The following is an 18,278-nucleotide window of genomic DNA, read 5'->3' as shown; positions in this document are numbered from 1 at the left end:
CTCGACTATGGCCGCTTCTCGTACTTGCCGCGGCTGGGACGATAGCTGTCGTTACAAGACGAGTCCCGATAGGCGAACCGTCGGAGAGAGGAAATTCTCGATCGCAACTCCTGACCCTTATTGTCGGGACCACCGGGCTGTTTAGTGCATTCCTGTTGGTAAGACCGTATCATACCTATTGGCTGTACCCGCTCCCGTGGCTGGTCGCATCAGCAGCCCTCGCTGTCCGGACAGCTGTTCCCGGATACACACTAACGCCAGCTCAGCGTTAGTGTCTGAACCGGCCTGCTGGTTCCGGAACGGCAATCGGCCGTTCCAGGAATGGTGACTGAGCGTCTCGGATGGAAAAACCACAAAACGTATTGAAGTAGCTCCCGCCGGATGGCTGTATGCCCTCCAGACGAAGTGTACTCGCCTCCATTGGGAGTCTCGCAACCGCGGCAACTGCTGGCTGTCTCGACGTCAGCAGCGACATAGATCCGGGAACCAGCACGGACACTGACTGGCCTATGCCGGATTTCGATAGCCGGGCCACTAGCTGGGCCCGCGATGCAGCCGCCCCCGAGAGGCCCCAAAAGAACGCTTCCGAATCGACCTCCCGAGTCCGACCGATCGCCCCGTCGTCGCCGACGGGACCGTCTTTCTCCCGACAATGGGCGGTCTGATCGCGCTTGACGCCGCCGACGGCGAGGAACAGTGGCGATATGCACCCGCGGAAGCTGCCCACTTTTTCCCATCTCCGGCAGTCCACGACGGAACAGTGTACGTCACCGGGGAAGATCCCGGCTTGGTCGCACTATAGTAGCGTTTGCAAGTCTTCACTCACACGATCGCACGCAGTCGTGCGATCGGATGAGCAATCAGTTGCAAACGCTACTATAGATGTCACCGACGGAACGGTCAAGTGGACTGTCGAGAGCGACGATCGGATGCGAGCGCCGCCCGCCCCGACCAGGGACTGGCGTGCGCTCTATGTCGGCGATGATGCGGGCCGAGTCGTTCGTGTGACCCCAGACGGCGAAATCGAATGGACTACCGACGTGTACGGATCAGTGACGCGGCTGGTCGCCCACGAACCTGCTGGGGTGTTCGTCGGGACGACGGCAGGCGAGGTCCACGCCCTGTATGACGAGCAGGGGCTCTGGCGCCAGCCGGTTCCGGGAAAGGTGACTGCACTCGCCGGGGCCGAGGGAAGCGACGTCTACGTCGCGACCTTCGGTGGAGGGACTCTCCGACTCGCTGGCGGTGCCCACGCCGGGCGTCCACGCTGGCATACTGCGGACGGGCCGACAGCACACCGATCGTTCGTGCTAGCCGGGATCGGTCTGTTCGGTGCAGACGGCGCCGGACTCACGCGCCAAAACCACCGCACCGGTGAGCGTGACTGGCGGCTCGGGGACGACTACTTTTCAGCGGCAGCAGCTGGTGGTGATACAGTTTACGTCGGCGGGCAAAGAGAAGTGGCGGCGTTCAAGATCAGCGGTGGCCTCGGAATCGGCGGGGCCCGTGTCGAGGCCCGGCGCTGGACCTACAGGTTTGGCGAAGGGTCCGGTGGCAACCTCACCGTCGCCGATGGCGCGTTGTTCGTGCCGATCACGGGAGGCGAAGACACCGAATCTGGGTTGTTGGCGCTGGAGTGACCGTTCGCTCACTCCACCCACAGCGATGCCAGAATGACTCTTTCAGGACTGTTTTAGTAGCGTTTGCAAGTCTTCACTTACTCGATCGCACGACAACGGGCGATCGGATGCGTAATCAGTTGCAAAGGTACGACAGTTGGCAGTCGACGGCCGAACAGACGGATCTGAGGTGAGCGCTGCGCACCCAGAGAAATATGGTTGGTTTTTAACACACACCCACACGAAAGACGGGTGAGTAATGGTCACCCCGACACGTCGTGCCCTCCTCCACGGAGCCGCGGGACTGGCCACCGGCCTTGCCGGATGTAGCGGAGTGCTCGACGGCTCCACCGAATCGACGCGCACAGCACCGCAAGATGGCAGGGACGATGGTCCCGCGTCCGGGTCGGTGACGGATCCAGAGATCCACCTGATCCGCGTAGACACTGATCGGCTACCGATATGGCTCGCGGAGCCGAACAGCGAATCCAGCGGTCGTCCGACTCCGAGCCAGCGTAACCGCTGGCGCGATTCCATCGTCGTCGACGGTACTGACCGTGCAGACCGTCTCGGTATCGGGGAGCCCGTAGACCGTGAACAGGTCGAGTCGTTTGTCGCGGCAACGGACTTCACCACCGAGACAGTCTACGTCGAGATGGGAGCGGTAGAGGAGTGTTTCCGGCTCGATCTCTGCCACATCAGCTGGACACCGAGCAGTATCTCGACTGACTACACCCGGCGGACCCGACCGTACACGGCGCAGTGTGCAGTCGACGAGTGGGTGACCGAGGCCCGACTCATCCGGATCCCCGACACGATCGAGGCCGACAACGTCAATAACTACTCGTCTTCGATCGGAACCGGAACCTGCGACCGGCGCCGAGGCAACGCCGAGGAAGCGGCCGGAGCCGAGCCTGCAGCCGTCAGCGAGAACGCTGTTCGAACAGAAGCGGCACCGGTCGATTCCGGAGGTGGCCAGCGATGAACGAGGAGAGCGCGCCCGCGACAGATCGGGGCCGAATGACCCGCCGGGGGGTGCTGGCACTGGCCGGAACGAGCGTCCTTGCTGGCTGTAGTGGCCTCGCTGGACTGGGGGACGAGCAGGAACCGACGATACGAGCCTCCGACCTGCCGGACATCGACCCCGACGAGGATCCGGACCCGGCTATACCCGAATCGGTTCCCGTCGACATCGCCCCAGATCACTTCGACGCTGCCCGGAACAGGGTCACGACACTACTCGCAGAGCTTCCGACGCCGCTGGGGCCGGGGGATATCCCGAACGGCTATATCCGCCAGCAACTCTCCGACGCTGCAACCGACGCCACCACCGGGCTCGACGACGCGCGCAACGCTCCGACGGGACTGGTGGCACTCGAGTCACTCCGGCGGGCACGTGCCGAGGCCCGGTACGCCGCCGCTGGGTGGGCAGTCGCCGACCGGGACCTCTCGGTCGAACCCATCCAGCAGGAGTACAGGCAAACCGTCTCGGACGCCAAGTCGGTTCGGGATGCCCACGAGTACGTGGGGAGTGACCCTGTTCGAGCAGCGCTTGTCCACGCTCGTATTGAGAACACACTGCAACGAGTGATCGACAGTCGGGAGCCCGCAACGGAAGAGAACGGCCTTCTGTACGTTGCAGAGTGGGGTGAGACAGCCGAGTCAGCACAGGCACACCTCGACGATGCACGCCATCTCGACGAGCAGTTCACGACGTCGCTGCCTGCTGACGCTGGCACTGTCGAGGAGACACTCACCGAGGCCGCCGAGACGTTACTCGCGGACGTCCGGTCGCGCAGGTCGGGCTTACCGTCGGAGCCGACCGCAGAGGAGTGGGACATCCCCGAGCAGGTGATCGGCGACCTCCGCCGGGAAGCCGACGGCGGGGTCGCTCGCGTCGCAGACGCGAACGGGCCAGCCGGTGCCGTGATCGACGCGCATAGACGCCTCACGCAATTCCAGGCCCTGGACCGTCTACAGGAGCGTGTCGATGACGGCGAACTGTCCCGACCACAGAGTGCCGAGGCTGTCCGAGAAATCCGGTCGACTGCCTACGATGCTCTAAATGCAGCAATCGAGGAGAGTTCCGCACCGGATTTGACGCGAACAGCCCTCACCAGTGCTGCGTGGCGAGTCGTAAGTGCCGACTGGGAACTCGCCCGGTACGAGGGAGAGATCGCCGTGTCACGTCTCGATACTACCATCGCTGAGTACACTATCGCGACTGCCATCGGACGGGCAGCTCCAGGTATCTCAAAGCAGGCTGTTGAGACACTGATGAGTGCGTAATCACTGGTAACAACAAGGTCGTCAATAACCGCATCGAGGGGACGGCAGACCCGGACGGGAACATCGGTGTTGGCATCCTGGTCGAGGACAATATTGACAACGAATTCGTTCCCGTTGCGGACAACAACAAAATCATTCAAAACACAATCACCGGCTTCGAAACTCGGCTCAAAGACGAGGGAGCTGCAACCAAAGTACGACCATTCGACCCCTGACGATCGCCGGAAGAGACGAGCCATACGCTCTCTGCACAGGGGTCTCGTTCCGCTGCTTCATCGAACGCGGTGTGGAGATCTGCGCGGGCTGTCTCTGCAGTGTTTTACAGAATGCAAGGAGAATGCCCAAGGGTCGTTCGAAAATCGATGATTATCGTGATGACGAGACGCTCCGCGTCTCGAAGGATCTCTTTGACCGGGGTCAGGACAGCCACGCGGATGCTGAAATCCAGCAGGTGACGCGTGGAACGTATGCATCTTGAAACTCACAGGCCACAACGCCCGGCCTGCAATCCCGTTGGGGGATAACTCCGCTTCACGAGGAGGAAGTCAACAGAGTATTCTCGTCTCAACACGGACGCTGAACTCCTTTGCACACTCGCGAACAAATTAATAGGAGATGGTCGGTACCGTAAGGAAACGACCAAAGTCACCGGCCCGATGTGCACCGCTGCTGATTGCGGGTCTGTCGGTCGGCATCTGACTCACAGAATAGTCGGACGCCGCCCTGACGACACGCAAGAACTCACACTCCACCACGATGCCCGTAACAAGACGAAACGTCCTTTCGCAACTGGCAACTCAAACCGATGCCCAGCGACAGGAAACGACGACGACGGCGGCGCTCGCGGCTGCATTGGCCGTCGACGAGGACGAGGTCGAACGGCATCTGGAGGGGCTACTGGCGTGCGAGTTGGCCCGGAGAGACGCAGACGACAGTATCAGAGTGACCGTTACTGGTGAGGAACTACTGGACCTCGATACCGACGAACTAGTGATCGTCGAGCCTCAAACTGAGGGCGGCGAGCCTCAAACTGAGAGGTCGGACCGGTGACGGGGCGGAATTTATGACGGACCCACGTGATTGTACCCTAACGGAGATGCACCCGCGATGACCACCGACGAGACGGACGGATCGATGGCAGATCGAGAAGAGATCAACTACGACCCCGCGTCGAGCCGGTATCACGTCTACGAGTGTCCCGATTGCGACAACGTCGTCCTCGCGCTTGGCCGGGACGAACCACCGATGTCGTGCCACGGCGAGTCGATGGTGCGCGTGACCGATCCAGATATCACCGTCAAACCCCCGGACGTCAAGCAGGTATTGCTCCAGGCGTTTGGACTGCCGAAAGCCGGATTGGACATCTGCCTGTGTGTCATCGGCGAGGGCCCGCTATCGGCAAACGAGGTGGCCGAGACGCTGGGCTACGACCGCAGTACGGTGACTCGCTATCTCAACAAACTCGTCGACCTGGGCCTGCTCCGCCGGTCGGAGCTCAACCGGGAGGGCGGCGGCGTCGTCAACGTCTACCACTCGATCGACCTCGAACGGATGCGGCGGGAGACCCTGATCGGCTTTTACGTCTGGGCCGGCGAAGCGGCCGCGCTCATCGAGGACGCGAACATCACGAAACAGGAGTACCTCGACGAGAACCCCAACCGGGAACTCCCGGACATCTTCTGGGAGGCCTTCCCCGACGACTGATACTGATTTCTCTCACTTGTTTCCGCCGAGCGCCGTCACCGGGGTGGCGCTCGGCGGGAAGAGACGAGAGGACTCAGTATGACCGGTCTCTTCCCGCGATCCTATTTCCGCTCGCGGCGGGCGGGGAACCGGTTCCGCGTGCGCCCCTCAAGCGAGTAGTTCGCTCGCGAGGACGATCACGCCGACGAGGCCGAAGACAACCCCGAGGGCCGGTTCCATCACATCACTCGGAACGTATTTGCCGACGCGCGTCCCGACGGTGCCGCCGGTCAGGACACCGGGGATCGACCACGCCACGACGTACCACACTGGGGTCGCCGCGAGCGCGTGGACGGCCGCCCCGGCGATCGCGGCGACGGCAAGGACAAACACGCTCGTCGCGACCGCGACACGGGGCGGCAGCCGACACCGGACGATCAGTTGTGTGGTCGTGATTTCGGGGAGGCCGGCGCTGATGAGTCCGGTCACGAATCCGCCGACGGTCGCCAATCCGACACCCGGCGGCCGCCAGCATTTCGCGTACGTGAACGTCTCGCCGTCTCTCGACCGGATCGTCGTCTCGCCGCGACCCTCGTTCTTCCGCCGGAGAAATTGCCCCTCGCCCTCACCCGGGACACAGTCCTCGGGCGAGTCGTGAAGCACGAGGAACGCCCCGAGTGCGAGCAGTCCGATCCCGAAAGCGAGTTTGAGAAGCGTCGTCGGGACGTAGTGCGCGGCGATGGCCCCCACGACGACCGCCGGGATAGCGCCGAGGAGGAGCCACTTGGCCGTCGCGTAATCGACGACCCGCTGTCGGACGTAGTTCAACAGGCCGTTGCCCATCCCGAACACTTCGGTCAGGAGGCCGGCACCGATCGCCTGCGCCGGCGAGAGCCCCACGGCTAACATAAAAAACGGGCTGAAGAAGAGCGCCCCCGAAACGCCCGAGGCCAGCGCCACTCCGGAAAACAGGATCGACGCGGGAAACACCCACCAGTGGGCCAGAAACCGTTCGATCGGGAAGCCAGCCGGAACCACTCCCGACTGCAGAGCGATCGTTTCCGGTTCGATTGTGGATGCCCCAAGTAGCAGTGGAATGCTGAGCGCTCCGAGCAGCGAGACCGCTCCGGTAATCCCGAAAGCGCGGTTCCCCCTCATCGGTCCGCCGAACTGGCTGTTCCATCGAGGCTACTGATTGCTTCACCCCGGCCGCTTCTGTTCGCGTAGTCGATACCACTCTGTCCAGAACTAATCGTCGTTACCATCATATCGAGTCAAATGAGCTCTCCGCCGTTCGACGCCCGGTTTTGGGGTCCGCTCGTTGAAACTCCCGTGCGGTGGGTCGATCGCCGCCGAGCACCGGTCTGCGGGTCGACGGCCGTCGAAGACCACTCGCTCCCGAATCGCACGCGAAGGTAGTCACGCGGGTTACGCGAGAATGCCGAGTCCGAGGAACGCACCCAGCACGATCCCGTAGACGACATGGACCGTCCCGAACATCACCATCATCCCCTCGTCGGGTTCCATCCCGAGGACCATCCGCATCCAGAACAGCATCCCGCCGATCATCAAGACGATCCCGTACACGATCCCGAGTCCGATCGCAATCCCGAGAGAACCGAGTGATAGTCCGAGCACGGGAACGCCGATTGCGAAGACGGCGCCCGCGACGATGCCGTAGATCAGGTGTAACACCATCCCCGGCATCGCGTGGTCCTCGGGCTCTCCACCCGCGACCTTCGCGACGAGGCCCGCGGTCGGCGGGGGGTCGCCGCCGCCCATCACCATCATCAAAGCAGTCATTACGATCGTTGCCGCGAGCCCGCCCGCCAGACCGGCGATAACTGATGCCATCGTTCGACCGAACAGAAGAGAGACGCGTATTAAGCCACGACGCGGGTGTTGTATCCGCTTGCACACTCGCGAAAAGACCCTTGTAGACCGCTGCGGAGGTGGTGTATATGAGCACAGATGAAACTCACCACGAGTACGAGGTCGTCGTCGTCGGTGGCGGCCCAGCCGGGATGACGGCGGCACTGTACAGCACGCGCCTCGGACACGATACGGCGGTCATCAACCGCGGCGGCGGCCGCGCGGCGATGATGCAGGAGGTCCACAACCTTCTGGGCGTCAAAGAGGGGACTACCGGCGCGGAGTTCCTCGGAATCGGCCAGGAGCAACTCGACGCCTACGGCTGCGACATCCACCGCGATATGGTCACTTCCTGCTCTCGCGGTGACAAACTTCGCCTGTTGGGCAACAGCGCGACCTATGCTGCCGACCAGGTCGTGCTGGCGACCGGATTCAACGACGTCAGACCGGACCCGCCGCTGCCGCGCACCGGACGCGGACTCCACTACTGCCTCCACTGTGACGCGCATATGTTCGTCGACGAGCCCGTGTACGTGATGGGCCACGCCGAGAGCGCTGCCCACGTCGCGGGGATTATGCTCAACTTCACCGACGAGGTCGATATACTCACGCGGGGTCACGACCCCGAGTGGAGCGCGGAAACCGCGGAGATGCTCGACGGCCACCCGATCGACGTCGTCGAGGAGGACGTCTCCGGCGTCCAGAACGGCGAGGACGGGTGGTTGAAGGCTTTAGAGTTCGAGGACGGAACGGTCAGAGAGTACAAAGGCGGCTTCGCGATGTACGGCGCGGAGTACAACAACGGCCTCGCGCTGGAACTCGGCTGCGAGATCAACGACGACGGCTCGATCGTGGTCGACGACCACGGGCGGACCTCCGTCGACGACGTCTACGCCGTCGGCGACTGCACGCCCGGCCACAACCAGGTCCCGGTCGCGCTCGGGCAGGGCGCGAAAGCCGGGATCGACGTGCACTTCCAACTCCGGGACTTCCCGCGTGATCCGGACCTCCTCGACGAACAGGGGCCGGTCCGTTCCGAGGAGGTTCCGGGGCTCCCCGACGAACTCCTCGAGCAGGCCGTCGACTTCCACACCTACGGCGAATGAGACTGTCGAGAAGTTCTCGAACTACTGGCGCAGTCGGGAGAACCGGATTAAACGAGTGAGATAATGGCCGAAGAATTCACGCGCTCTCGGAAATACCGGGTCCTCACACTGCTCGCGACAGCCGAATTACTGGCGATGACGCTCTGGTTCAGCGTCTCGGCAGTGGGTCCGGAGTTGGCGGCGGCTTGGAGTCTCTCAGCGACTGAAACCGCGTGGCTCACCAACGCGGTCCAGCTCGGGTTCGTCGTCGGCGCGCTCCTCTCGGCGCTTTTCACCGTCTCCGACGTGATCAAGCCGCGCTACCTGTTTTCGGGCTCGGCAGTCGCGGGTGCGGCTGCGACGGTTGTCATTGCGACGAGTGTCAGTTCCTTTCTCCCGGCAGTCGTCCTTCGATTCCTGACCGGTGTGGCTCTCGCGGGGGTATATCCCCCCGGGATGAAGATTATGGCGGGCTGGTTTCGGGCCGGACGGGGGTTCGCAATCGGCGTGTTGGTCGGTGCACTGACCGTCGGGTCCGCGATGCCTCACCTCCTGCGCGCCGTCGGTGGCGTCGGACAGCCCACGCCCGTTTTGCTCGGTGCTGCGGGCCTCGCTACGCTCGGTGCCGTGCTGGTCCTGTTCGTGGAACCCGGCCCGTATCAGGCAATGGCGGCCCCGTTCGATCCGGGGGCGATCCGGCGGATCGTCGGGGACCGGGCAACGACCCTCGCCAATATCGGCTACTTCGGTCATATGTGGGAACTCTACGCGGTCTGGGCCTGGATCCCGGTGTACCTCTCTTCGAGTTTCACCGCAAGCGGTGGCGAGACCGAAGCCTTCGCCGCGTTGGTGACGTTTGGGACGATTGCAATCGGTGGGATCGGTGCCGTCGTCGCAGGCATCAGCGCGGATCGGTTAGGTCGGACGACCGTCACCAGTGCGAGTATGGTCACAAGCGGCGGGGCGTGCCTGACCGCCGGGTTCGTCTTTGGCGCGCCGACGGTCCTGGTCGTCCCGTTCGTCCTCCTGTGGGGGTTCGCTATCGTCGCGGACTCCGCACAGTTCTCGGCTGCCGTCTCTGAACTCGCCGACGATTCGTACGTCGGGAGCGCACTCACGTTCCAGACCGCGATCGGCTTCCTGCTAACCCTGGGATCGATACAGTTGACGCCCGTCGTCGCGGATCTGATCGGGTGGCGGTGGGCATTCGCCCCGCTTGCAATCGGCCCCGTGGTCGGCACGGCTGCGATGCTCACACTGCGTGGCCGTCCCGAAGTTAAGTTACTCGCTGAGGGCCGGGGGTGACGATCCGCTCGGAGGGATCGTTCCTACTGACCGTCGGGCCCCGACCGCTCCAGTTCGACCCAATCACCGTCCGAAAACGGGGTATCGTACGCGATATCGAGCCGGTGGAAGACGACGTTCGGGATCCCGATATCCGCGAGATACAGGTCGTTCTCGACGGCGTGGAGTCCCGTTTTCGGAAGTGCGAGCGTCACCGTACGGTCGGGCCTCGCTCTGGTTCCGTGTGTGTCTCCCGTCGTCGCGTCCAGTCCGGACGGCACATCCAGCGACACCACGGGCTCCGATCGACTGTTCAGTGTCTCGATGTAGTCACTCGCCGGGGGCCGAACCTCGCCGGCGATCCCGTACCCGATGAGCGCGTCCACGACGACCGGAGACAAGTCCGCGCCGGCGAGTTCCTCGGTCCCGGTCGTGATCGGGACGGACATCTCGTCGAGAATCCGTGCCTGGTGAGCCGCCGCACCTGTCAGCTCCGACGGCGCCCGATCAAGCACTACCCGGACAGCCACGCCGCGGTTCGCGAGGTGCCGCGCGCAGGCCATCCCGCCGCCGCCGTTGCCGCCGTTGCCGGCCGCGACGACAACATCGCCTGCATCGTCGCGGACGTCCCGGACGTGCCACGCGAGCGCTCGCCCGGCGTTCTCCATCATCTGCAGCAGCTCCAGCCCCACTTCCTCGACGGCGACGCGGTCGACCTCGCGCATCCCCGCGGCGGTGATCGCCGTGACGTCGTTGCCGCCCACAGTGCGGAATTCGGTTCGGGTCATACCTCCCTGTCGCGCGGTACAGACAAATATTTCGCAGTGAGTGGGAGGTAACTATCGGTCGCTGTGCGGGGCGTGGCTGGGAATTCTGTCTCCTGCAGCAGCACGGACGGTGTGCACGTTCAGGACGTTCTTCCTCGGGACGCTATCCCGAGCGTCGGCCCCATCGTTCGGCCCCGAGTACTTCGGCGACGATGACGACGACGTGATGGTCGTCAACGGCGACCCGCCGAGAGCGTCGATTCGAGCCATTCGACGATGGCGACCCTTTCGTCGGGCGGGTTCTGCGTGTCAAAGCCCACGAGGGTCTCCAGAAACCCGATCAGCTCCGCCTGGTTGTTCGCGAGCGAAGCCGCGAGATCGTCGGGAAGTGTCGGGGGTGTCATCCTCGATACAACATCAGCTTCAGGACGATGCCCGCTCCCACTCTTCGAGCGTGAAACGGTCGTACGCCACGGTCTTTACCCGACTCCACTCGGCTGTATCCCACTCGGGGAAGTAGGCGTCTCCCTCGTACTCGCCGGGGATTCGACTCAGAACCATCCGATCAACGGCCGGCTGAAAGAGTCCGTAGATGCCGGCACCGCCGATCACGTATCCTTCTTCGGCTCCGAGCGATTCGACGGTCGCGATCGCCTCCGCGACGCCGGAAGCAGGGTACGCCGTCTCAACATCGTACCCGGTTTCCGAGCGACTCAACACGATCTGGGCCGTCCCGGGAAGGTCCTCACGCATCGAGTCGAACGTCACCCGTCCCAAGATCACGGGCGAGTCGGCGATCCGGTTCCGGTACTGTCGTTTGTCCGTCGGAATGCTCGGCCAGGGGATCTCACCGTCTCGCCCGATGACGCCGTTTTCCGCCACGGCCGCGACGCTCGTCAGTTCGACGTCTGTCCCCGTCATTCGCAATCCAGTTCGCAGTCGTACGTTCGGCTGTAGATCCAGTATCCGTCCCCCGTCGGCGGCATCAGCGAGGCGTGGTCCATCGAGAGTTTCGGATCGTTGTCGCGGTCGAGCGTCTCGACGAAGTACCACTGCCCGTCCGGCTCGGAAATGTTGACCCGGTACTGCCACACGTAGATCCGTCCTGGGTCCACGTACACCGCATATGAGTCCGGGATGACGTCGTTGCGGGTCGGTGTCGGCTCGGGAGTCGTTTCAATCGCCATAATCCACCGTGGTGCCGTACGGGTTAGGAGTTATCGCGCGATGCCCCCGGGGACGCACGCTGGCGATACATTTATTCCGGAGGTCCTGTCACTGCCCGAATCCCGCGTATTCGACGCCGGTCAGCTCCGCGATGTCTTTTTTCCAGGTCGTCAGATCCTGCCGGTTGAACCCCGCAAGGCTGTCGTGACCGCAAGCGCGGGCCAGCACCTTCATCAGTTCGATCGTCGCCTCGAAGAAGTTCTGGAGCCCCTCCGCCGCGGATTCGACGACGACCCGGCTTCTGAGATCCTCCCGCTGTGTCGCAATTCCAACAGGACAGTTGTTCGAGTCGCAGGCGCGCATCCCGAGACAGCCGATCGCCTGCATCGCCGAGTTGGCGACCGCGACGCCGTCTGCGCCGAGTGCCATCGCCTTGAGGAAGTCCGATTCCGTCCGGAGTCCGCCCGTCGCGATGAGCGTCACGTCCGACCGGCCGCGCGAATCGAGGTGTCGGCGGGCGCGGGCCAGGGCGGCCATCGTCGGGACGGAGATATTGTCTTTGAACACGTCCGGTGCCGCGCCGGTCCCGCCGCCGCGGCCGTCGAGAATGATGTAGTCCGCACCAGCCTCCAGCGCGAAGTCGATGTCGTCTTCGACGTGCTGGGCGGAGAGTTTGAACCCGATCGGGATGCCGCCGCCGACCTCGCGGACCCGATCGGCCATCGCGGCGAAGTCCTCAGGGGTCCGTAACTCCTCGAAGCGGGCGGGGCTCACCGCGTCGGTTCCCGGTTCGAGGTCGCGGACCTCGGCGATGCGACCCTGGACCTTCTCGCCCGGTAAGTGGCCGCCGGTTCCCGTCTTCGCGCCCTGGCCGGCCTTGAAGTGGAACGCCTGGACCCCTTCGACGAGGTCGAGATCCCAACCGAATTTGCCCGTGGCGTACTCGTAAAAGTACCGCGAGTTGGCTTCCTGTTCCTCGGGGAGCATCCCGCCCTCACCGGAACAGACGCCCGTCCCCGCGCGTTCGGCGCCCGTCGAGATGGCGACTTTGGCCTCCTCGCTGAGTGCGCCGAAGCTCATATCGCTGACGAAGATCGGAATCTCCAGTTCGAGTGGGTTCTCCGCGTTCGGGCCAACGACCAGTTCGGTGTCGACGGGTGCCCCGTCGGCGAGCGGCCGCCGCGCCAGTTGCGCCGTCAGGATCTGGAGGTCGTCCCAGCTCGGGAGTTCGCTGCGGGGCACGCCCATCGCCGAGACGCTGCCGTGCTCGCCGATCCCCTCAGCCCCTCTCTGTGCGAGCTTCTGGATGTAGTGGGTGTAGGGTTCTTTCTCCTCGTCGGGGTCGCCGTAGAACTCGGGGTTTGCCGCGCTGTCGGCCTCCTCGGGCTCATCGTACGGCTGGGGGTTGTCCTCGGCCCACTCCGTGACTTCCGCGGCATCAACGTACACGGCGTCTTCAGCTTCGTCGACCCAGGCCGTGAACGTCGCTAGGACCTCTGAGTTGTCGTACTCGCTGACCCCCGTGTCGATGCGGTAGTCCCAGCCGTGAACGCCGCAGATGAGGTTATCGCCCTCGACGCGTCCGTCGCCGAGGAGCACGCCTCGGTGGAGACACCGGCCGTAGAGCACAGAAACCTCCCCGTCGTACCGGACGACGACGAGATCGACGTCCGCAACCCGGACGTGTCTCGGCTCCCGGTCAGGCAGGTCGCTCCACGTCGCGACGCGTTCCGGCGACCCAGCGTCGCTCCGGCTCATTCGTCTCTCCCTCGCTTCGAGCGGAGTCGGACGTGACGCGCGTTTCGTTTTCGCCCGCCTATTCGGTACTCCTCTTCGCAAAACACCGTACTCGATAGTCGGTATTGCCTGCGTTCGTGTCCTGAAAACATACTGTTCACTTCTTGCAGAGTTCCCAGAGGAATAGAACTGCTGGGCGTGTGTGTAACCGACACCCACGCTCGCTGTGGCGCTATATATAACTCCCTCGAATGAACGGGTATGGCAGACGAATACCCGGACCGACAATCCCTCGCAGAGATCGAAGCGACGGTCGGATCGATCAAAAAGATGCTCGCCGTCGGCGCCGTCTTCGCCGCCGTGGGGTATCTGTTGATCGGTGCCGCGCTGTTCTTCGAGCTGACGTCGTTCCATCCGCTCTTGGAGAACTTCTTCGCGTCGTTCCCCGACACGAGTCTCGCGGGTGGCAGTGGTGGAACGCGCGGCGGCGCCGTCAACGCGACGCTTGCGACGATCCACAAGTGGCCCTCGACGCTCCTGTGGCTCAAACTCGGCGGCGTCGGCCACATCCTCGTGGGCATCTTCATCGCCCTCGGCGCCATCGTCCGCGCGCTGAGCGTGATGCCCCACCGGCTGAGCTACGAGATGGAGCGGGCACAGGAGTGATTCCCGAACGCGTGCCGAGAGGACGACCGTCCTCCCGGCAACGACGTCGAGACAGCTTCACTCGGTGGCGACACTGGCTGCGAACGGCCTCCCGCTGATCGAAACAAACCCCTGGATTTCTCCGGACGCACCGGACTGAGCTCCGAACCCAAAAACGACCCAGACAGTACATTCAGATGATCCCAGGACCACCTCAGTAGTGATGCAGCAAGAACCGACACCGGAACGCTCGACACCCGTCCCGACACTCCGAGCGGAGCGACCAGTATGAGCCGCTGTACCTACCGCTACACCGTCGATGGGGCCGAGCGAACGTGCCCACGACCGACGACGGGAGATCACGAGCGGTGTGTGTTCCATCTCACGCCGGACGAACGGCGCGCAGCCGAGGTCACGCCGTCGGAACTCCGGACTGCGTTCCTCGCGGATGTCACCGCGGACGACCCCGCCCGCCGGGAGTACGTCGACGTCGACCTGACCGGGCTGGACCTCTCGGCGCTCGTCATCGACGGCGACGACGTCGGCAGAATCACGTTCCGGGAGATAACCGTCGAGAGGACGCTCGACCTCTCGGGATCGGTCGTCCGACACCCGCTCGCGATCGCGGACTCTCGGATCGGCCAACTCGACGTGACGGGCGCCTCAGCCGAGATGGACGTCACCGTCGAGGGAACGGCGTTCGGCGCCACAAGCGAGCAGTCGGTCGCGCTGCGTGCCCGCCGTGGTGCCTTCGAGCGGAACCTAGAGGTCAGAGACACGGAGTTCGGCGGCACCGTCGAGTGTGCCGCCTGCCGGGTGGACGGGTGGCTCGACTTCGACGACGTCATCCTCGCGGGCGGTGGCCACTTCCCGAACGCCGCGCTGGGGCGGGTGCAGTTCGTCGCGACGGAGTTCCAGCAGGGCGCGGAGTTCGTCGGCGCAGCCGTCGAGCACGCGACGTTCGACCGTGTCGGGAGCGAAAACGTGGATACCGAATTCGACCCCTCGGAGACGTCCGTCGGGGAACTTCGCGTCTTTCCGGCTGCCGGCCTCCGGTGTCGCCTGACGCGAGCGACGGTCTCGGAAGGACATCTCGACCAACCCGATTCGGCGGTCGCGACCTACGATCTCACCGACGCCACTGTCGGCGACGTCGACCTCGACTGTGAACCGGACACCTTCGACCGGTACCGGTTCTACCGGACGCGGTTCGAGGGGTTCCCCTTCGCGGCCTACCGGGAGGTACTGCGAGCCAACGACTGGCGCCTCCACGAGTACATCGGAGACGCTGAAGCGACCGAGGACACGGACGGACTCGAACACACGTATCTCGAAGCCAAGCAGGGGGCCTCGGGAGTCGGCGACGGCGAGACGGCGTCGATGTTTTTCGTCCGGGAGTTACGATACCGGCGGCAGCGGTACGCGAGCCACGCGGCGTCGGCCGCATACACGCCTGCCCATCGCTTCGACGCCGGGGTGCGCTGGCTGACGAACGCCTTCCTCGATACGATCGCCGGCTACGGGGAGCGGCCGCAGCGGACGGCCCTGCTGGCAGGGGCGGTCATCGCGGTCAGTGCGCTCGTCTACCCGGCGACCGCCGGTCTCTCGTCCGGCAACCAAGTCGTAAACTACGGCAGCCACGGGGCCGTCGCCGCGCTGGACGGCCTCTATTTCAGCATCGTGACCTTCGCGACGCTCGGCCTCGGCGACGTTCATCCGGTCGGCGACGTCGGCCGCTTTCTGGCCGCCTCCGAGGGGCTCGCAGGGGCGTTCCTGACTGCAGTTTTCGTCTTTTCGCTCGGCCGCCGCGTGACGCGGTGAGGGCGGAACTGCCGCGATGGGAAGAGCGCCCGTCGCTTTTATGCGGCATCTCCCATCCCCAGACGCGACAACACGGCCGGCATCAAAAGCCCCTGGGCGACGATGCTGACCACCGCCACGCCGAAGACCATCACCTGGAGTTCCTCGCGGAAGGGAAACTGCGTCGGGAGCGACAACACAAGCGCCACGGGAACCACGGTGTGGAGGCCGCCCCAGACCATCACGTGCTGGCAGTACAGGGGGACGGGCCGGTCGCCGAGGACGTTCGTAGCCGAGACCAGTGGGTAGATCGTGGCTGCGCGGGCCAGTACGACCAGCACGGCGGCAGCCACCACGAGGTCCGCGTGCCGGACGAAGGCGCCGAGTTGGACCTCGGCCCCGATGAGCACGTACAGCACCGTCGTGACGAGAAAGCCCGCCGTGGTCCACAGCTCCTGGACGTGGTACTCGCTCGTGCTCATCTTGTGGTGGGTCTCCTCGTGGGCCCCCATCAGCAACCCGGCGCCGACCACCGCGAGGATCCCGCTCAGCCCGAGGTAGTGTTCGGCCAGGAGAAACCCGCCGTAGGCGACGATGACGGTGAGCAGGAGGATACTCATCTCGTCTTCCAGCCGCCGCATCACGGCGTGGGCGGCGTACCCGACCGCCGCGCCGAGGAGCAGTCCGCCCCCGCCGACCACCGCGACGTCCCCGGCCAGGGCGGCCAGCCCGCGCGGCGTCGCGAGCGCCGCGACGGACCCCGTCGAGCCGAAGGCGGCGAGCAACGTCGAAAAGATCACCACGGCGACGCCGTCGTTCAGGAGGCTCTCGCCCTCGATGGTGATCGCGAGGCGTTCGGAGACGTCGAGTTCCTCGAAGATCGACAGCACGGCGGCGGGATCGGTCGGAAGGATGACCCCGGCGAAAAGCAGCGCGACGAGCAGCGGAAACCCGAACGCGACCGTCCCCACCGCTCCCAGGAGGACGATCGCCAGCGGCAGTCCGAGCACGGTGAGAACGGTGATCAGGCCGGCGTTCCGCCACAACCGGCGGGCATCGAGCGTCGTCGTCCCCTGGAAGATGATCGTCGGGAGGAAGACGGTCAGAATTAGATCGGACGTGAGTTCGAGGTCGAACGAGAGCCCCAGCGCCGAGACGAGGACCCCCAGAGAGACGAGGACGCTCGCGAAGGCCAGTCGGTCACGGTTCCGGACGAGAAAGCGGGCGACGAGCGCCAGGGTGAACACGCCGATGACGTTCACCACGAGCGGTGTGAGTTCACTCATTGTGGGGAGGCAAGCCGACTGAGAGTCGTCTGCGGACCGTCCGATCCGGCATTCAGATGGGATCGGAGTCAGTCAGGATCTCGACGACGGCGGGGCCCTCGTACTCGATCGCGGTTTCGAGCGCGTCGTCGAGGTCTTTGCTGTCCTCGACCCGGACACCGTACCCGCCGCAGTTCTCGGCGAAGGCGGCGAAATCCGGGTTCACGAGGTCAGTCTGCCAGACGTCCCACCCGCCGGTCCGCTGCTCTTTGCTGATCTTCCCGAGTTCGTCGTCGTTGAGCAGGACGTGCGTGAGATCCATCTCGTATTTGACGGCGGTCGTGAACTCGCTCAGGTACTGGCCGAACCCGCCGTCGCTTGAGACCGAAACGACGGGACACCCCGTGAACCGCGAATCGGCCTCCTGCGTGGCCGCCCACGCGCCGAGCGCCGCCGGGAAGGCAAAGCCGATCGAGCCGAGGTAGCCGGACATAAGAACGGACTGTCCCGCCGGCTCGAAGTATCGACCGAACGCGTAGGTGTTGTTGCCGACGTCGACGGGGATGATGGCGTCGTCGGGGACGATCCGACTCATCGCCTCGAAGGCGGTCGCGTAGTTGATCCCGCGCTCGGGCGGCTCCGCGCGGCGCGTGGCCTTCTCCTCGCGCCAGATCTCCCACCGGTCTGCGAGCTCCGCCCGCTGGCTCTCGGCCGCGAGGTCGTCGTCGAGACGCGCGTCCAGTTCCTCGACCGTGACGCCGATCTCGCCCCACACCGGCACGTCGACGCTGTGGAACTTCCCGAGCGTCATCGCGTCGAAGTCGACGTGGATGATCGGTTTGTACTCCGCGATCCCGGTGTGGTTCGAAAAGCTCGCCCCGAAGACCGCGAGGAGATCCGACTCGTTCATGAAGTGGCTCGCGATCGGCGTTCCGCTCCGACCGAGAACGCCGCCCGCGAGCGGGTGGGAATCAGGGATCTGTCCTTTCGCCTTGAACGTCGTCAACACCGGGCAGTCGAACCGCTCGGGTTCGAGGTCACAGACCGGACGTCGCCGTTATTCGA

Annotated in this window: 19 protein-coding genes and 1 pseudogene; 10 read left to right on the top strand and 10 right to left on the bottom strand. The window is 64.4% G+C overall.

The features are described from left to right. The first annotated feature begins 538 nt into the window (after positions 1 to 538). From RJT48_RS20775 to RJT48_RS09925, 6 genes are all read left to right on the top strand, one after another. Positions 539 to 802 (top strand): outer membrane protein assembly factor BamB family protein, encoded by a 264-nt coding sequence (locus tag RJT48_RS20775; RefSeq protein WP_425604714.1) that lies wholly within the window; start codon positions 539 to 541, stop codon positions 800 to 802. Beyond that, positions 705 to 1,640 (top strand): outer membrane protein assembly factor BamB family protein, encoded by a 936-nt coding sequence (locus RJT48_RS09945; protein WP_311172129.1) that lies wholly within the window; start codon positions 705 to 707, stop codon positions 1,638 to 1,640. The genes RJT48_RS20775 and RJT48_RS09945 overlap by 98 nt, the downstream gene beginning before the upstream one ends. A 238-nt stretch (positions 1,641 to 1,878) precedes the next feature. Beyond that, positions 1,879 to 2,604 carry a hypothetical protein gene (locus tag RJT48_RS09940; protein ID WP_311172128.1) on the top strand — a complete coding sequence of 242 codons (726 nt, stop codon included), beginning with the start codon at positions 1,879 to 1,881 and terminating at the stop codon, positions 2,602 to 2,604. After that, on the top strand, positions 2,601 to 3,908 hold the full coding sequence (locus RJT48_RS09935) for a hypothetical protein (protein WP_311172127.1): 1,308 nt from the start codon (positions 2,601 to 2,603) through the stop codon (positions 3,906 to 3,908). Before RJT48_RS09940 ends, RJT48_RS09935 begins: the two co-directional genes overlap by 4 nt. 756 nt (positions 3,909 to 4,664) lie before the next feature. After that, complete coding sequence (locus RJT48_RS09930) at positions 4,665 to 4,958, top strand: hypothetical protein (RefSeq protein WP_311172126.1); 294 nt, start codon at positions 4,665 to 4,667, stop codon at positions 4,956 to 4,958. A 57-nt stretch (positions 4,959 to 5,015) separates the two neighbouring features. Next, the gene (locus tag RJT48_RS09925; protein ID WP_311172125.1) at positions 5,016 to 5,612 is read left to right on the top strand and encodes a MarR family transcriptional regulator; all 597 of its coding nucleotides are present in this window, start codon (positions 5,016 to 5,018) and stop codon (positions 5,610 to 5,612) included. 147 nt (positions 5,613 to 5,759) lie between these two features. On the opposite strand, the gene RJT48_RS09920 is transcribed toward RJT48_RS09925, so the two are convergent. Beyond that, positions 5,760 to 6,749, bottom strand: a complete 990-nt coding sequence (locus RJT48_RS09920; protein WP_311172124.1) for a sulfite exporter TauE/SafE family protein — start codon at positions 6,747 to 6,749, stop codon at positions 5,760 to 5,762. Positions 6,750 to 7,019: 270 nt separating this feature from the next. Continuing rightward, on the bottom strand, positions 7,020 to 7,445 hold the full coding sequence (locus RJT48_RS09915; RefSeq protein WP_311172123.1) for a hypothetical protein: 426 nt from the start codon (positions 7,443 to 7,445) through the stop codon (positions 7,020 to 7,022). Positions 7,446 to 7,552: 107 nt separating this feature from the next. Between RJT48_RS09915 and RJT48_RS09910 the strand changes: the two genes are divergently transcribed. Next, positions 7,553 to 8,569 (top strand): NAD(P)/FAD-dependent oxidoreductase, encoded by a 1,017-nt coding sequence (locus RJT48_RS09910; protein ID WP_311172122.1) that lies wholly within the window; start codon positions 7,553 to 7,555, stop codon positions 8,567 to 8,569. 63 nt (positions 8,570 to 8,632) lie between these two features. Further along, positions 8,633 to 9,853, top strand: a complete 1,221-nt coding sequence (locus RJT48_RS09905; RefSeq protein ID WP_311172121.1) for an MFS transporter — start codon at positions 8,633 to 8,635, stop codon at positions 9,851 to 9,853. Positions 9,854 to 9,876: 23 nt separating this feature from the next. On the opposite strand, the gene RJT48_RS09900 is transcribed toward RJT48_RS09905, so the two are convergent. From RJT48_RS09900 to RJT48_RS09880, 5 genes are all read right to left on the bottom strand, one after another. Next, positions 9,877 to 10,620, bottom strand: a complete 744-nt coding sequence (locus tag RJT48_RS09900; RefSeq protein ID WP_311172120.1) for an NAD(P)H-hydrate epimerase — start codon at positions 10,618 to 10,620, stop codon at positions 9,877 to 9,879. 212 nt (positions 10,621 to 10,832) lie between these two features. Further along, the gene (locus tag RJT48_RS09895; protein ID WP_311172119.1) at positions 10,833 to 11,003 is read right to left on the bottom strand and encodes a hypothetical protein; all 171 of its coding nucleotides are present in this window, start codon (positions 11,001 to 11,003) and stop codon (positions 10,833 to 10,835) included. A 19-nt stretch (positions 11,004 to 11,022) separates the two neighbouring features. Then, positions 11,023 to 11,520, bottom strand: coding sequence for a dihydrofolate reductase (locus tag RJT48_RS09890; protein ID WP_311172118.1), 498 nt, complete (start codon positions 11,518 to 11,520; stop codon positions 11,023 to 11,025). Then, positions 11,517 to 11,786, bottom strand: coding sequence for a hypothetical protein (locus RJT48_RS09885; protein WP_311172117.1), 270 nt, complete (start codon positions 11,784 to 11,786; stop codon positions 11,517 to 11,519). The genes RJT48_RS09890 and RJT48_RS09885 overlap by 4 nt, the downstream gene beginning before the upstream one ends. An 88-nt stretch (positions 11,787 to 11,874) precedes the next feature. Next, positions 11,875 to 13,524: a glutamate synthase-related protein gene (locus RJT48_RS09880; protein WP_311172116.1), complete on the bottom strand. Its 1,650-nt coding sequence runs from the start codon at positions 13,522 to 13,524 to the stop codon at positions 11,875 to 11,877. A 240-nt stretch (positions 13,525 to 13,764) separates the two neighbouring features. On the opposite strand from RJT48_RS09880, the gene RJT48_RS09875 reads away from it, so the two are divergent. Both RJT48_RS09875 and RJT48_RS09870 read left to right on the top strand, forming a co-directional pair. Then, on the top strand, positions 13,765 to 14,169 hold the full coding sequence (locus tag RJT48_RS09875) for a hypothetical protein (protein WP_311172115.1): 405 nt from the start codon (positions 13,765 to 13,767) through the stop codon (positions 14,167 to 14,169). A 267-nt stretch (positions 14,170 to 14,436) separates the two neighbouring features. Next, positions 14,437 to 15,969 (top strand): potassium channel family protein, encoded by a 1,533-nt coding sequence (locus tag RJT48_RS09870; RefSeq protein WP_311172114.1) that lies wholly within the window; start codon positions 14,437 to 14,439, stop codon positions 15,967 to 15,969. A gap of 38 nt (positions 15,970 to 16,007) precedes the next feature. On the opposite strand, the gene RJT48_RS09865 is transcribed toward RJT48_RS09870, so the two are convergent. From RJT48_RS09865 to RJT48_RS09855, 3 genes and pseudogenes are all read right to left on the bottom strand, one after another. Then, on the bottom strand, positions 16,008 to 17,234 hold the full coding sequence (locus tag RJT48_RS09865) for a cation:proton antiporter (protein ID WP_311172113.1): 1,227 nt from the start codon (positions 17,232 to 17,234) through the stop codon (positions 16,008 to 16,010). A 52-nt stretch (positions 17,235 to 17,286) separates the two neighbouring features. Further along, complete coding sequence (locus RJT48_RS09860; protein WP_345784747.1) at positions 17,287 to 17,988, bottom strand: thiamine pyrophosphate-dependent enzyme; 702 nt, start codon at positions 17,986 to 17,988, stop codon at positions 17,287 to 17,289. Continuing rightward, a pseudogene (locus tag RJT48_RS09855) lies at positions 17,965 to 18,228 on the bottom strand (thiamine pyrophosphate-binding protein); the annotation flags it as partial. The gene RJT48_RS09860 and the pseudogene RJT48_RS09855, both read right to left, overlap by 24 nt. Positions 18,229 to 18,278 lie beyond the last annotated feature (50 nt).

The organism is Halobellus ordinarius (assembly GCF_031823395.1).
In the GTDB taxonomy this organism is placed as follows: Archaea; Halobacteriota; Halobacteria; order Halobacteriales; family Haloferacaceae; genus Haloquadratum; species Haloquadratum ordinarius.
This window is presented reverse-complemented; position numbering and strand designations above follow the sequence as displayed.